The sequence below is a fragment of the Streptococcus sp. E24BD genome (assembly GCF_041807825.1).
GTDB classification, from domain to species: domain Bacteria; phylum Bacillota; class Bacilli; order Lactobacillales; family Streptococcaceae; genus Streptococcus; species Streptococcus entericus.
Map to the genome: position 1 here is coordinate 1 of NZ_JBGTZB010000038.1, position 15,580 is coordinate 15,580.

At 37.2% G+C, this 15,580-nt stretch carries 13 protein-coding genes and 2 pseudogenes; all 15 read right to left on the reverse strand.

Annotation, left to right across the window (positions count from 1 at the left end; genetic code table 11):
• Nucleotides 1-211: 211 nt before the first annotated feature.
• A pseudogene (locus ACERC5_RS08505) lies at nucleotides 212-364 on the reverse strand (DNA-binding protein); the annotation flags it as partial.
• Between the two features lie 192 nt (nucleotides 365-556).
• Nucleotides 557-1,732 carry an HTH domain-containing protein gene (locus ACERC5_RS08510; protein ID WP_373659398.1) on the reverse strand — a complete coding sequence of 392 codons (1,176 nt, stop codon included), beginning with the start codon at nucleotides 1,730-1,732 and terminating at the stop codon, nucleotides 557-559.
• A 19-nt stretch (nucleotides 1,733-1,751) separates the two neighbouring features.
• A pseudogene (locus tag ACERC5_RS08515) lies at nucleotides 1,752-2,795 on the reverse strand (tyrosine-protein phosphatase).
• A 3-nt stretch (nucleotides 2,796-2,798) separates the two neighbouring features.
• On the reverse strand, nucleotides 2,799-3,605 hold the full coding sequence (locus tag ACERC5_RS08520; protein ID WP_373659399.1) for a PTS system mannose/fructose/sorbose family transporter subunit IID: 807 nt from the start codon (nucleotides 3,603-3,605) through the stop codon (nucleotides 2,799-2,801).
• A complete protein-coding gene (locus tag ACERC5_RS08525) occupies nucleotides 3,602-4,375 on the reverse strand; it encodes a PTS mannose/fructose/sorbose/N-acetylgalactosamine transporter subunit IIC (protein ID WP_373659401.1) in 774 nt (257 codons plus the stop codon). Before ACERC5_RS08525 ends, ACERC5_RS08520 begins: the two co-directional genes overlap by 4 nt.
• A complete protein-coding gene (locus ACERC5_RS08530; RefSeq protein WP_373659402.1) occupies nucleotides 4,372-4,845 on the reverse strand; it encodes a PTS system mannose/fructose/N-acetylgalactosamine-transporter subunit IIB in 474 nt (157 codons plus the stop codon). Before ACERC5_RS08530 ends, ACERC5_RS08525 begins: the two co-directional genes overlap by 4 nt.
• Entirely contained in the window at nucleotides 4,829-5,263 is a 435-nt protein-coding gene (locus ACERC5_RS08535) for a PTS sugar transporter subunit IIA (RefSeq protein WP_373659403.1), read from the reverse strand. Before ACERC5_RS08535 ends, ACERC5_RS08530 begins: the two co-directional genes overlap by 17 nt.
• A 158-nt stretch (nucleotides 5,264-5,421) precedes the next feature.
• Nucleotides 5,422-7,452, reverse strand: coding sequence for an extracellular solute-binding protein (locus ACERC5_RS08540; protein ID WP_373660565.1), 2,031 nt, complete (start codon nucleotides 7,450-7,452; stop codon nucleotides 5,422-5,424).
• An 11-nt stretch (nucleotides 7,453-7,463) separates the two neighbouring features.
• On the reverse strand, nucleotides 7,464-8,063 hold the full coding sequence (locus ACERC5_RS08545) for an HAD family hydrolase (RefSeq protein WP_373659405.1): 600 nt from the start codon (nucleotides 8,061-8,063) through the stop codon (nucleotides 7,464-7,466).
• A gap of 111 nt (nucleotides 8,064-8,174) precedes the next feature.
• On the reverse strand, nucleotides 8,175-8,879 hold the full coding sequence (locus ACERC5_RS08550; RefSeq protein ID WP_155963011.1) for an MgtC/SapB family protein: 705 nt from the start codon (nucleotides 8,877-8,879) through the stop codon (nucleotides 8,175-8,177).
• Nucleotides 8,879-10,576 carry an ABC transporter permease gene (locus ACERC5_RS08555; protein WP_373659406.1) on the reverse strand — a complete coding sequence of 566 codons (1,698 nt, stop codon included), beginning with the start codon at nucleotides 10,574-10,576 and terminating at the stop codon, nucleotides 8,879-8,881. The genes ACERC5_RS08550 and ACERC5_RS08555 overlap by 1 nt, the downstream gene beginning before the upstream one ends.
• Nucleotide 10,577: 1 nt before the next feature.
• Nucleotides 10,578-11,591 carry an ABC transporter ATP-binding protein gene (locus ACERC5_RS08560; RefSeq protein WP_373660566.1) on the reverse strand — a complete coding sequence of 338 codons (1,014 nt, stop codon included), beginning with the start codon at nucleotides 11,589-11,591 and terminating at the stop codon, nucleotides 10,578-10,580.
• A gap of 28 nt (nucleotides 11,592-11,619) precedes the next feature.
• The gene (locus tag ACERC5_RS08565) at nucleotides 11,620-12,681 is read right to left on the reverse strand and encodes an extracellular solute-binding protein (RefSeq protein ID WP_373659409.1); all 1,062 of its coding nucleotides are present in this window, start codon (nucleotides 12,679-12,681) and stop codon (nucleotides 11,620-11,622) included.
• A gap of 11 nt (nucleotides 12,682-12,692) precedes the next feature.
• Nucleotides 12,693-13,529: a glycerophosphodiester phosphodiesterase family protein gene (locus tag ACERC5_RS08570; RefSeq protein WP_373659410.1), complete on the reverse strand. Its 837-nt coding sequence runs from the start codon at nucleotides 13,527-13,529 to the stop codon at nucleotides 12,693-12,695.
• A gap of 292 nt (nucleotides 13,530-13,821) precedes the next feature.
• Nucleotides 13,822-15,580: SAG1250 family conjugative relaxase (locus tag ACERC5_RS08575; RefSeq protein ID WP_373660567.1), on the reverse strand; the 1,759-nt coding region annotated here is incomplete at its 5' end.

A 15,580-nucleotide genomic window follows, 5' to 3' on the forward strand; every position in this document is an offset into this window, starting at 1 on the left:
CAACAATTTGTTGCTTAAAGTCATCACTAAATTGACGACGGATTTTTCTAGACATAGAGTTCTCCTGTTTTCTTTAGTGTAGAACACTTTATAAATTCTGTCTAGTTTAGTGTAACCGATTCATACATACTTCCATCCTCTCAAATAAAAAAGAAAACCGAAATAGTTCTAGTAGAATAAATAGCCATCTACTATTATAGCACGATTTCCTTTATTTGACCGCTATTCGTTGCTTCCATCGTAAAAACTCCTCAAAGCCATCAAGATTTATAAAAACTAATTTATGAGTGGGATTTATGATGAATTGCTTAAATTCTCTATGTTCCCTCATTTCAGCAATCCAACGATTTAAGGTGTACTTGTTTTGAAAAGGCAACCCTTTTCAACAATTTGTTGCTTAAAGTCATCACTAAATTGACGACGGATTTTTCTAGACATAGAGTTCTCCTGTTTTCTTTAGTGTAGAACACTTTATAAATTCTGTCTAGTTTAGTGTAACCGATTCAANTTTAGTGTAGAACACTTTATAAATTCTGTCTAGTTTAGTGTAACCGATTCAAGATAATTTCTCTACGAAATACCTTAAAATTGGTTGCTCATCGTTCCTACTAAAATCCTTATAGCGTAAATCAATACTGTCAGATACTTTCAGCAGTATCTTTAAGCTAATCGGAAGCATTATTTTCAAAGTATCTTTAAAACAAGTGTAATCTTCAAAGAAATCAAATCGGAAGTAATCTGATAACTCTCTAAGGATAAAGTTTCTTGTTTCTTGAGCAAGTATAATAAGCTGACTATAATTTTCACTAGAACAATCTGAGAATCTATATAAATCCGTACTTATAACAGCAATGTAAGTTAAAAACTGAATTATTTCTTTTTCGAAAACAAATCCATACAGACGGCTATTTAATTTCTCAATAATTTCAACAATCAATTTATGTTCATCCGTAGATTTATAACAAAAATTTATTGGTTGTAGTTCTAGATCCTGATTTTTCTGATAATAATTATTTCGGAAATAAATTAAATAGATGATAAATCTTTCAATATTAAGGTCCGAAAAAACTATCCGAGATTTAGTAATTGAGCTTAAAATTGTTTTTCGGATAAGTTCCTTGTCAAAATCGGAACAAGCAAACAAATTTTCATAGTCAGGTACCCCTGACTTATAAGTAGTGTATCTATCAAAATACCTATATATTCTTATTGTCAGCATCACTTTCTTAAATTGTGGGCCAACAATCTCGATACCATACTTCGGACGCATCTGGAGTGTTAGTCCATATTTCGAAACGAGATTTTTCACCTCCTGTAATTCTCTTGTCAAAGGACTAGTCGTGAGTAGTTCACTCTGAAAGTCTTCAATTTTGAGCGGTATTGTAGATGATACCAGCCTTCTAAGAATATGTAAGACAAATGTATCTTTCTCATTTTCTAACTTGACAGAGGGAAATATCTGAAATAGCTCTTTGATTTGCTCTATATAACTAGGATTATTGATATGCAATTTGTAACCAAATGACCGTTTGGATTCAATACTTCCTAAATCCTGGATACATGATTTTAATTCATTGATATCTGATTTTATTGTTCGTGATGTTACATTTAACTTTTCAGCTATATACGAACTCGTTACAAAATCTTCCGAACGAAAAAGGAGGATAAATAACGCCTTAAGTCTAGGTTTGCTATCTAAGATTTTTAGTCTCTCCAATACTTCCTTACCCACGATATTATCCTCCTATATTTTACTCTAAATACATTTCTCTAAGTCTATCGATAATTTCCTTATCAATATCTAACTCTGAGATAGCATATTGCTCAATTGAACCATAACCATCAAAAATGGAATTGATAGAGGCTTCAATAAAATCTGACTTTGTATCAATAAAAGAATAGAGATGGTCTAACACTTTTTCATCTGTTGTTAGTTTTCTATACCCTTCCATTTTTACTCTATTTCGTTCCTCACGATTTTTTCCAGTAATTAGATAATCTTGAATTAAATCCTCCTTACTGACACCGAGAATTCCTAAGAGTAGCATAGCTCCGTAACCAGTACGATCTTTGCCTCCTCTACAATGCTGAACACTAGCTGGTGAATTTGGATTTGCAAGAACCGTTAGCATTTTAGAAAATGCTGCTTTAGATTCTTTACCTTCTGCAAATGTTCTATATTGTGAATAGACAACTTCTGAGTGATCAACTAATTGTCCTGATTTTTGTTGCTCAATTATTTTATTGATAAGGTTAATGTCCTCATCCTCTTTAGAAGACTGAAATTGAGCTGCGAGCTCTGCAACATGAGCAGATGGATCTAGTTAAAAGCTCGTGACACCTGTATGAATTATAGGATTGGGGTACTTTGACACCTCATTATCACTCCTATAATCAACAATTGTCTTTAAGTTCAACTGTCTTAGATATTCTAAACCATCTTCTGTTGCATTGTGAATATAATCAGAACGATATAACCCCCCCCATTTTACTCTCTTACCGTTATTAGCTTTGTAACCACCCATATCTCTAAAATTATTCATTCCAGACACTGGTAAAGTTCTTTCAGCAACTTTGTACTCGCCTGACTTGGATTTAATCAGGAAATACGGTCTTCTATCTAACTCTAGCAGAATTTCAAATTTATTATCATCAGTTTTCTTTAGAAACTTAATTGGCTCACCGTCTGAGCTACTTAACAGAAATACTTCGACTTCTCCATTTTCAGAATCACTTTCTCTAATAAAAGTGTAGATATTCTTCTGAAACTGTTTCACTTCAAACTCTTTAGCCATAATCTAACCTAACACTTTCAAATAAGTCAAGAGGATAGAAATAACCATAATTCCAAAGATCAATAGTGGAGCATGTTTGCCATTTGTTTTCTTCAAAATTTTATAGATAACAAAAGTTAACAGAATGCTAAACAGCCCAGGCATAACTTTGTCAAACATTTCTTGGAAGAGGATAACGTTGTCACCAGCCTTAATTTCAGAGATAACATTTACTTTAACGACAGAAGCAATAAGTCCTCCAATAACCATAAGACCGACAATATTCGCAATATTTGATAGACGTTGCAGGATATTGCCACCTACTCCTTCAATCAATTCTACACCTTTAGCGTGACCTAAGTGGATACCATAATATTTAGACGCAATGTTTACAAAGTTATAGAGTAAGAACATTACAATCGGACCGAGGACACTACCACTTAATGCTAGGGCTGCACCAATACTTCCGCAAATTGGTAACCAAGTGAATTTCAATACACTATCACCAATACCTGCGAGTGGTCCCATTAGGCCAGTTTTGATACCAGTTACAGTATCCTTCTGATCTTCAGTTGTCGTTTCTTCCACGGCAGCTGCAATTCCAAGAATCAAGGCATCTGAGTTAACATGACTGTTAAAGAATTCAAGATGGCGCTTCATAGCTTTCACACGCAACTCTTTTGGCTTATCCTTGTACAAACGCTCAAGAATGGGTGTGAAACTTGACAAGAAACCAATAGCTTGCATTGATTGGAAGTTATTAGTTACGTTTAGTAATTGCATTCTCCAAAATACTTTGTTTAAATCTTGCTTTGTAATTTTGTTACTCATAGATCATAGTCCTCCTCATCATTATCAATTTGTCCGACAACTTCTTTAACTTGAGCTTTTTGAGTTGCCAAGTCGTAAATCAAAGCAATCGGTAAAGCGATTAGAGTGATTGGTAAAACTGAAAGCTGCAGATAAACTGCTAGAGCAAAACCAGCGATTAGGAATGTCCAAAGCTCAGCTTTTTTCAACATCATCAGCATCAAGAGACCAATACCCACAGCAGAAATAATCTTACCTGCTACTGAAAGACCTGACATAATTTCTTTTGGAAGTGCAGCAACAACTTGGTCTACTATACCAGCACCGAGATATACAGCAATGAAAGTTGGAACTGCACGAATAAGGAAGGCAATTACCATTGGAATATAGTTAATACGATAAACTTTACTAAAGTCACCAGTCTCTGCGATTTTTTCAGCGATTGGATTCAAATAAACAATACTTGAACGATATAGTACGAGTAATTGTTGAGCTAATAGAGAAGCTGGAACCGCAACTACTACAGCAGTCGCAACACCACCTGATGCAAGACCTAATGCCGTCCCGATTGCAGTACCTGAAATGATGTCAGGTGCTGAATAAGCTCCAACGTTACCGATACCCATCCACATAACTTCTAGTGAAGCACCAATGAGTAATGATGTTTGTACATCTCCCATTATCAAGCCGATAACGGGAGCAATCAGCAAGGGACGTCTCAACATTTGAGTACCAATATCATCAATTGCACATAGACCAGCCCACGCTGCAATTAGTAATGCCTGAATCATAAAATGACCTCCTCTAATCTAATTTTTTCGTCGTTTGGAACCATCTGAATTGTTACTTCCACTGAGTTTTCCAATAATTTCTTGAATGCTTCCTTCTCGGAAGGTGTAACAGCAACTGACTTAGTTAGCTTCTCCCTACCTTCTTGGAACCTCATTCCACCCACATTAAGAGAAGGAATTGGAACACCAGCTTCGTAAGCTCTTAATACATCTTCACTAGTCGTAAATAGTAGCATTGTTCGTCTAGTAATTTTGTTTGTTTTGATAATTTCACCAAATTTTTCAACAGGAAATGCTTTTACAGAAATTCCTTGTGGAGCTGCCATAGTCAAAATACTTTTTTGAGTTTTGTCGCCAGCAACTTTATCATTCAAAACAATAATTTGCTCAATCTTATGCATATTAACCCAGGTCGTAACTACTTGACCGTGAATTAAACGATCATCTATCCTACTAAAGACTATAGTCATCTTCTTCTCCTTCTTCAATTAAATCTTGTTTAGTCCTGACACTAAATCCTTGGTCATAAGCTGTCTTTAATACAGCAGCTAATGATTCAATTTGTTGTCCACGATTCATCAGAACTTCTAAAAGCATGGGTAGATTCAACCCTGAGACAACTACTACTTTTTCCTGAGATAAAAGTTGTGATGCTAAATTTATTGGAGTTCCTCCGATAATATCCGTAAGAACAACCAGTCCTTTAGTTGTATCCAACGAGGAAATCTTTTGAAGCATCTCTTCTTTTAGAACCTCGACATCGTCAACTGTATATACTTCTAATGTCTCAAAGTTGGTCTGCTTACCTACAATCAACTCTGCACTATCAATTGCAGCCTTCGCAAAATTACCATGAGACATTAGTAGTAATGCAATACCGTCTGACATATTATCCTCCTGCTTTATTTTAATTAAATAAAAACTTTGTTTTTATAAGTTAATTATAAAGGGAATGATATGCGGTTTCAATGAAAGGATTTTCACTTTATAAAGTGAAATTTTTTGGAAAAAAGAAGCAATTAGCCATTAGACTAACTGCCACTATTTCATTCAGAAAATCTCTCAATTAACTCTTGTCCTAATATATTTTCAAAATCTAAATCAGTAACAAAATCATGCCAGTTACTTCTACTACCCTGACTGAAGGTCTCCTTAAAATTCTCAAACCATGGATACATTTGCCCAAGATTAGTGTCCCCAATAACTGTTTCTACAGGAAGTACACCCCCAAGGTAGGCCAATAGACGAGAAACCTCTGGAGAATACAGCCAATTTAAAAAGTTTAAGCAGTGAGTGACCTGAGCGGAGAATCTACTAATGCCAATAGAACCACCTCCGGTCATCGCTTGTTTACCTGGAACACTGGCAATATCAAATTGGTAGGTAACATCATGTTTTTCTGATCCTGAGAACAGTGGTGAGATATAGTTTGAAAAGACGATTTCCATTGCGGTATGACCTAGACGTAAATGTCTAACATGATCTTCCCACCATAAATCTAGTTTACCGTTAGTAAATGTCACGCTATTTTTGTAGTCTTTAAATGCCTCATTGATAACAGATAAGTCCATATTATTCTTTAATAACTTTTCTCTATATCTTGGCATAAAGTCACATGTTGCAACGATAGGGGTCTTAACTGCTAGTGTATGGCCGAAATCAGTCTGCGAATCTTTGTTGAAAGACTTACTAAAGAAAGACGACACGCGATCAAACTCTTCAAAAGTTTTTGGCACATCCAATTGTTTTTTGAACTTCTCGTAAAACTGCCGCTGGAGCAACGTATTATCAAATAGATCTTTCCGATAAACTAAGACTTGGCTGGAGATATCGAATGGGAAAGTGTATTGCCTATCGGACTGATAGCTATACTCTAAGGCAATATCAGACATCAACTTACTGTTGATTAACTGTGCGATCTCCTGATTTGTCACCTCCCGAAAAATTGTTTCGGCAAAATTTGGTAACCAGGCCATGTCTACACGGATTAAATCAACTCGATTCAAAAATTCTCGATTTGATAAGTTGGCAAGCAATTCTTGATAGGTGAATTCTTCAATCTGAATAGTAATGCCTGTCAGGGTCTTGTATTTTTCCACAAGTACCTTAATGGCATTTGACATGGGTGATTCAACGATTGCAAGAGTTAGGGTTAAAGCAACTTTATGACAAATTTCCTCATTATTACTCTCAATACCTTTAAGCTCAATAAGAGAATAATCATTAGTCTCCAGAGCAGTTAGTACCCGCTTCGCAACTAATTTATAATCTAATTTCAAATAAGAGGTATTATGCTGCCCGATGATATCACGGCAACCTAAAACTAAAATATGAGGCCTATTTGTTTTCCCAAACCAATCAAATAAATCGTTTAGTTCCTTAGCAACCTTCCTATCAGAGACAACTAAGGTGTCATTAGCCGTTAAATGAGACAATTTTGAGTACGTCATCACAAAATTGTTATTGTCAGAATCTGTCAACAATCGTACTCTGAAATCTGACTTAAGCAACGTTCGATGCAGTTTCTCAAAGAGAGAAAAACCTGCATAGGGACTGATGAGTGTAACAATCCCATTGGAACGAGCTTCTAAAAAATTTAACACAAGTGCTTGGATACGGTCACTATCAAAGTTAATGCCAGCATAGTTCTCGGTATCAACGAGAAGGAGTTTAGTTCCTTGTTTCTCCAAGTCTGTCACACGTGTCGGCTCAAGCCCAACACAAACCACAGCAAGGGGTAAAAGTGAACTAATCTTTAAAATCCGTTCATCTAAATCAATCTGATTTTTGAAATAAACTAATTCAATATCATAATCATCACTATCAAAGGTCACTAGAAAATCAATGAGGTCTGTGTAATGAAAACGACCAAAATACGGAATAAAAACACAGACTTTTTTTGACAATCCTTTTCTCAAGACCTGAGCTTGTGAATTTAATTGGTACCCCAGACGCTTTGCCGCCTCTTCTACCAACTTAATTTTTGAAGCTCGAACATTTCCTCGTTTATTTAAGACATTTGATGCTGTACCATGTGACACTCCAGCCTCACGAGCGATATCTTTAATAGTAACCATAACTTAGCCTCTTAATTTAAAAAACCATCCAAATACTCTAAAAATAATGATATATCTGTTACCTGATAAGTATTTATTCCTTGATCTCGGGCAGCCTCAAGGTTCTTCTCTAAGTCATCAAAGAAATAAGTGTGACTGGGTTCAAGACCAAATGTAGTCAATAACGTTCGATAAATCTCAGGTGCTGGCTTGGATTGCTTAACCTCATAAGATAAAATTTTACCATCCAAAATTGATGCGAGTTCTGGTGCTCGTTCTTCCATACACGGATAAAATAATTGAGAAGTATTGGAAAGAATGTATAGCTGATGTCCATGTTGCTTTAATGAAGCCATTTTTTTAACAACATCATCATAGAATCTGACATAACGATACCAATACCACATGATTTGATGAACTTCTTCCTCAAATTCATGTGATAATTCCTCATTAACTTTATTTTCAACTTCTTCAACAGTATACAGTCCGGCATCCATCTCTTCCCATAACCCTGAACCAAAAATAGCAGTATCTACTCGACAACGTGATTCATCATCAGGTAATAAAGTCTTCAAAAATACTTCCTTGTCCCACTCAATAATCACATTTCCAAAATCAAAGACTAAATTCATTCCACACCTCTTTTTTCACTTTACAGCAATATTATTTCACTTACCATTCTACCAAAATACACTGAATTTTCGTAGTCACTTTATAAAATAAGGTGCTGTCTAGACAACACCTTATTTCAATTCCTCTAAATAAATTACACCTGGTATCCTAGATAAATCTTCCATCAATTTTAAATGATCAAACGATTCATTAAGTTTTAGGGACAGATAGCAGGAAACTTGACTGGCTTCTTCTTGGTATATCCCTTTCTTCTTGTCACTATGACTAAGCCCATTTTGCATATCCAGAATCTTAATATCAGAGGTGCTTAAAAAGATAAGGAGACGATTAAAGCCCTCTAACGAGTTAAAAATAATATGGAAATCTGCAATTTTAGATCTACTATTTAAGTAATCTTTTAGGGGGGCAAATAGGGTCATGATACCTATTAAAGCAACAGTTGAAATGAGGGCACCTGAGTAGAAGCCAATACCAGTAGCTAGTCCAACAACAGCAGAAGCCCAAAGGCCTGCTGCTGTTGTTAGACCTCGAATTTTTTGGTTGTCTGTTACTAATATTGTTCCAGCACCTAGAAATCCTAAGCCACTAATAACTTGTGCACCCATTCGTGTAGGATCGCCTGAGCCATGTTTAAGAACAATGTATTGATTCGTCATCATCACCATAGCTGAAGCTAAACAAACAAGAATGTAGGTACGAATTCCGGCCGCCTGGTTTTTAACTCCTCGTTCAAATCCTATGATTCCACCTAGAACGACTGATAAAGTCACCCTAATTAAAATCGTAGGTAGAGTCAAATCTCCCAACTCACCCATTAACGTTTCGTTCCTTTTTGAGTTCTGAAACGATGGCTAAGATAAAGGGCAGAGGCTGACATAATCATCAAGATAACTGAATAAACAAACATCATTGCGATAGCGTTGACGGTAGCTGTCTCGTCAGTTGCAGATTTAATGACAACACCAAGTGGTCTAAAGAGAGGATGGTAGAGGAATACCGATAAATCATAATCCGATAATAGTGAGTTAAAGTTTAGTACCATAACAGAGAGCACAACTGGCATAATAAACGGAATGATGACCTTTACCATAGTGTAGAAGCTAGATGCTCCCATACTACGAGCGGCTTCTTCCATATCACTATCAATACTAAAGAATACTGCTCGAATCATCCGATAGGAAAACGGAAGTTTTTGGATAATGTAAGCAATAAGCATCATCCCTAAGGTACCAATCAGAACCTGGTTAAATACAATCAAACGAGGCTCATTAAAGGTAAACATCAAGCCAAGTGCAATCAGTGTACTTGGTAAAATCCAAGGGATTAAAGCACCATACTCAAAGAATTTATCGAATTTATAAGTGTTCTTATGAACAATTCTTGAAATAACAATTGCAATTACAGTAGCTACAAAGGCTGCTAATGCCGCATAAAGCAAACTTACAAGATAAGGTTTAAAGAACTCCGCGTTAGAGAACAGCTCTTGATAGTTTGCCAAAGTGAAGCTAGATAAGCTCAAGTTACCAGTTTTAATGGTCAATGCATCCGTGAAGGAATATAGGACAACCAGGGTAATTGGTAGCATATAGATCACAAATAGCACGTAGGCAACAATGTGAGCAATGGCATTCCAAACTGGAGATGTGATAACTTGTTTTTTCAGACCAGCTTTTGTTTTTGACACAGAGACATAGTTACCGCCTTTTTCTACCTTGTTAAGCAAGGTTAACAATAAGATTGTTGCCAAACCCAACATAATGGCCAGGAAGGCTGCAAGGTCACGTGAACCATTTGATTTTGCAAAACTGATGATCAAGGGGTTAATCGTTTGAAACTCTTTACCACCTACGATAAGTGGGGCAGAAACTGCTGACAAACCAGTTAAGAATGTCAAAATGGTTAAGGCAAACAAAGTCGGCTTGAATGTCGGCAACACCACTTTGAAGAATACGGTCATTGGTTTCGCACCCATGTTTCGAGAAGCCTCAATAGTGTGGTAGTCAACACTACGAACAGCATTCGTCAAGAACATGATATGGTTTGAAGTACAAGCGAAAGTCATAATAAACAAAACTGCTCCGAAACCATGAAACCAATCTGGATTCATACTAGGAAATACAGACAGCAACAACTTGGTAATCAGTCCATTACTGCCATAAACAAATTTATAGCCAGTAGCGAGAACGATACCCCCGTAAATCAAAGAAGACATATACCCAAGCTTGAGAACTTTGGCTCCCTTGATATCCCAATACTCTGTCAAGAGAACGACGAGAGTACCAACCAGGTTAACAGTTACTACCATAGAAATGGCTAATTTAAAACTGTTAGCAATACTATTAAGAGCACGCTCTGAACTCATAATCTTATCTAAGGCTCGTAAAGAAAACTCACCATCTTTGAAAAAGACATTTGTCAGAAGTCCGATATTTGGATAAATGATGAATGCTACCAGTAACCACAGAACACCTATCCGTAGTAACCAGTCTTTCCATTTAATATCTTTGAGCATACTACTTACCTCCGTATTGCATAATGTCTTTCGGATTGATAAATAGAGTCACGACATCATCGATAACATGGCTTGAATGCCCATCATTCTTTTCAATGATATTAACTTGCTGTCCATTATCCAATACAACAGTGTATTTAATGAAGACACCATTGAATTCCAGATCAATAATCTTCCCTTGGATAGACAAATCACTTTCTGATTGTCTTTCCAATTTAACACGCTCTAAGCGGACATAGCCACTTGTTGGTTCAAAAATTGGCAATCCATTAGCAAGTAGAGCCAAGGTTTGCTCTGACAGATGGTTGATATCACCAATGAAATCACATACAAATTCTGTCTTAGACCGATTGTAAATTTCATATGGTGTACCAACTTGTTCAATGAAACCATTGTTAAAGACCGCAATACGATCAGATAAGGTCAAGGCTTCTTCTTGGTCGTGAGTGACATAGAGCGTTGTGATGCCCAACTCTTTTTGAAGTCGCTTCAACTCTAAACGCAGATCAACACGCAATTTGGCGTCCAAGTTTGACAGGGGTTCGTCCAAACATAAAATCTTAGGTTCTAAGACCAGAGCCCTTGCTAAAGCAACACGTTGTTGCTGTCCACCGGAGAGCTCTGAAATATTACGCTTCAGTTGCTCATCAGAAATCTTGATTTTTTTAGCAACCTCATGAACCTTGGCTTTAATGATTTCAGGAGAAATCTTCTTAACTTTCAGACCAAATGCAATATTATCATAAACTGTCATTGTAGGGAACAAGGCATAACTTTGGAAAACAATACCAATCTCACGTTTTTCTGGATCTAAATTCGTGATGTCCTTACCATTAACATGAATGGTACCCTTAGAGGGGTTGATGAACCCCACTAAGGTACGCAAGGTTGTTGATTTACCACAACCACTTGGTCCGAGAAATGTAAAGAACTCCCCTTCCTTGATTTCTAAATTCAAATTGTCAATCGCAATAAAATCTGCATATTTGATTTGTATATCGTTAAAGGTAATCATATACACCTCTCCTCACTTCTAAATGTTACTATTCTACGAATTCAAGCTCAGCTTTTTCAACCCATGAGTTAATGTTCTCACCGATGAACTCCCAATCCAATTCTTGAGGTTTAACGCTGCTTGCAAAGTCTTTAATTTCAGATTTAGCACCTTCAAGGGCTGTCTTGTTAGCAGGGATTGAACCAAACTCATCACTCCATGCTTTTTGAACTTCTGCACTACCAAACCAGTTGATAAACTCTTTAACAAGTGCTTCTTTCTTGCTAGTTGACAAAATACCAACTTGCTCAGTGACGTAAGGAACACCTACTTTAGGGCTCATAACTTGGAATTTATAGCCACGTTCAGCTTCGTTTTGAAGAACGCCTGAACCCCACATCATGCTGTAGTTCAATGGGGTGCTATCATCGATAAGAGCAGAGATATAATCTTCACCCTGTGCGTAAGTATGTGCGTTTTGAATGTATTTCTTAGCTACTTCCCAACCTTCGTCAGAGATACCCAAATCACCTTTTTCGTCAGCATAGCGGCTAACGATACTTGCAAAGATATTTTTAGAAGTACCTGTGTTCAAGCCAGAGATACCGTATGCACCTTTATAAGCATCTTTTGTCAAATCTGTCCAGTCACTTGGCATATCAGCTTTTGCATTACCAATCAGTACCAATGGTTGAACAACAATTGGGTGATAGTAGCCGTCAGCATCACCAAGTGTAGCATCTACTTCATTTGCCCACTCTGGACTGTATTTAACAAGAAGTTTTTCATCTTTGATACGGTTGAACTCCAAGTTGTTCAAACCAAATACCATATCAGCAATCGCATTGTTTTTCTCTGCAATCAAGCGGTCAGCCAATTCACCACCTGAGATGTCAACGTAAGAAATTTTAAAGCCTTTTTCAGCAGCTTTTTCTTTAAGCCAATCACCACGGCCATCAGTTGTTGAGTTAGAATAGATGACAATCTCTTGGGAGTAGTCAATTTCAGCTGGAGCACTTCCCTTAGCTGGCTCAGCTGATTTAGATGTACCACAAGCAGTCAACAAGATTGCCGCACTAGCTAACATGCAAAGTTTTTTAAAGTGTTTCATGAGAATTTCTCCTATTTAATAATTTTTTTGTAGTTATTTTCAATTAAGCAAGAATACAATAAATATGGCCAATCTGTTTGAATAATATCAAAACCAAGTTCAACTAATTTGATCCAAGAATACCCATTATCAAACAGAGCTACTTCATCATCAATTCTTGCAGCCAGTACGATGGTGTCGTTTAGACGTAGAGCATTTACCCAAGTGAGAATGCCTTTATTACGAAGTCGTTGCATAGTGGCAGGACTAACTAATTCTGAGTCTAAATCTTCAAAAATCAATTCGACTGCAACTAAGTTGATACCTCCAAAGTTTAGAACCAACTCTAGTTCTTCAACCGTTTTGACGATTGGCATAAACATAACATCTAGCCCAGAATTTCGCAATTGCTCCAGCAACTCTCTTTTTGCTGGTGCTTTAAGCAAGACTTGATCTAATGACTTATAGGTTTTAAGTTTATCAAGGAACGTGTCCCAATAGAACCAACTACGATCAATGTTGATTAGGCTCTTACCTTCAAGATTGGTAAGAACTTCCTCAATCGTCTCTAACCTTTGGTCAACTGGCTCAGCAAGCGAGTTGAAGCAAGGTAGACCTTTAATTTGTTCTGAAGGCAAGAGACGGAGATCAATATTCATATCAAAGACCAGTTTTTCTTGACCATCATGGAAAGCGAAGAATTCACCATCAATAGAACGGACAACGTCAACTTCAACCATATCACCTTTATGTCGAATAGCATTCAGGTAAGCCTTGGTCGTATTTTGGATAACGTTACCGCCATTTGTTCCACGGTGAACCGCAATTAGCACCCCCCTTTCTTCTCGATATTTCTGTAAAAGATTCATCTGACTTCCTCCTTTATTTGTTTACAAGATTATTGTAAGCGATTTTTTGGAACGTGTCAAGTTTTTTATAAAAAATTTTTTCTTAATAATGTTTCTAAAAAATACAAAGGTTCAATATATTCATTCCTGCACGTACCTACATAATTGTTGAACCCTCCCTTGAAATAATAATACTTTTAGCAAATTGTTTCTATCAACTTCATGTAAAGGATTTTAAAGTATTTGGTAAATTTTTTGTAACAGTACTAAATTAGTTATTTTATTTATAGGATATCTAAATAATCATTTTGTACTAAAATGTTTTTTTCTGACTACGTTTCATTCTGTCAATGCTCTTCATAAACTTCTCCACACGTCTCACTTCATATTCATAATCATCTATCAATTTACCTAGCTCTTCTTGGCAATGTTTTATCTCATGAGCCACATCTTCAAGTGTAGTGACCCCCGTCAGATTTATCTTGGCATAATCATACCGGGCTAGCCTTCGGTTTTCTGGGTCTGCGTTATTAAGATTTAGTAACACTTCCGCCACCTTGTTAAGGTAAGCAAGTTTATCCTGATAATCCGTAATCATCAACTCCAGTTGAGCAATATCCTGAATCATTTCGTTCTTAATCTCTTGATAGGATTTATTGTCAGTATCCAGGTCAATCAAAAGATTAAGCTCTGCTATTTTCTCTTTGAGGCTGGTCGTGGTTGGTCGTCTGCGTTTAGGTATATGCTTGCTGTCGTGAGTTAGCTGACGGATTATTTCACGTCCTCGCATATAGCGGTTGAAATCAGAGTTCGCTTTATTGTAGATGAAAAATTGAGCAGTCTCTCGGATAAAGACATGGTAGGACTTGCCCTGTTCGCTCTCATGAATATCTAAGTTACGGTTTGGAATAAAGACCAAGCCGTCTTTTTTGACGCCATAAGTCATCCTGATAAAGATGCCGTCCTTGACCAGCTTGTCAATCTGGTGGTCTGCTAGGACAACTTCAAACTCGTGAATCTTATCTCGCTTCTCCTTGAAATCCTTATAGGCTGTCAAGAGTTCCTCACTAGGAAGTTTGTCCTGGTCCTGCTCTTCTTGATAATTCTTAAAATCTGAGGGTAGGTTAGCCAAGTCAGGGTCTGGTATGATGTCTCTGTTATCAAAATACTCTTCAAAAAACTGGACATCGTAAAGACACTTGGCACTCAGCTTCTCATTTTTTATGGCTATGCTCCTGCCATTCTCTGATAAAGTAAAGACAACGTGTTTCTGTTTGGGAGAACTGATCAGGTTCAGCTGCTCTGCCATTTTAACCAAATGCTCCAGGCTCCTAGCCTTGGGTAAAAGAAACTCCAGTCGCTCTTCAATACCTCGTTTCGCAAACTGCTCCCGAAAATAATCCTCGGTGTAGGGCTGTCGCTTATCCAGCTGATGACCGCGAATGACCTGCTTCATGTCTCGGTCAGTCATCAGAAAGCGTGCGTGTTTGCGAGAGAAATCTATCGTCAAGTTTAGAGCAGGAGCCTTGGACACAAAGTCCTCAAAGCTCTTGCTGTTCTCCAGGAGAAAATAGAGTCGCTGCTTGAGTTCGAACTTGTGATTGGTCTTGCGGTAGGTTTCAAACTGTTCGTGCGAATAACGATTAGGGGTGATGATTTTTGCTCCAGCTTCTTTGGCAATGCGATCTGAAATCAGACGAAGGTTTCTCTCCTGGGCATAGTCCCATTTGAGTTTTTTGTCTGACTGCTTATCCACGGCGTTAATCAAGATATGGTTATGGATATGGTCCTTATCAACGTGGGTCGCAACAATAAAACGAAAACTCCCACCTGTTAATTCTTTAATGGTCTCATAGCCAATACGGTTAATCTCTTCAGGTGTGAGCTTGTCATCAGGGGAAAAGGATTGAATCAGGTGGTGGGCATGGATTTTCGTTTGCTTGAGTTGCTGACGGTCGTTTCTTGAATCATAGAGCCGATCATTGTTGGTCAAGTTAGCCTGATACATCTCCACCAATTCCTCATAGCTGGGAAAGTCCAGGTAATTGCTCATGCCAAAATCAGAGACCAGC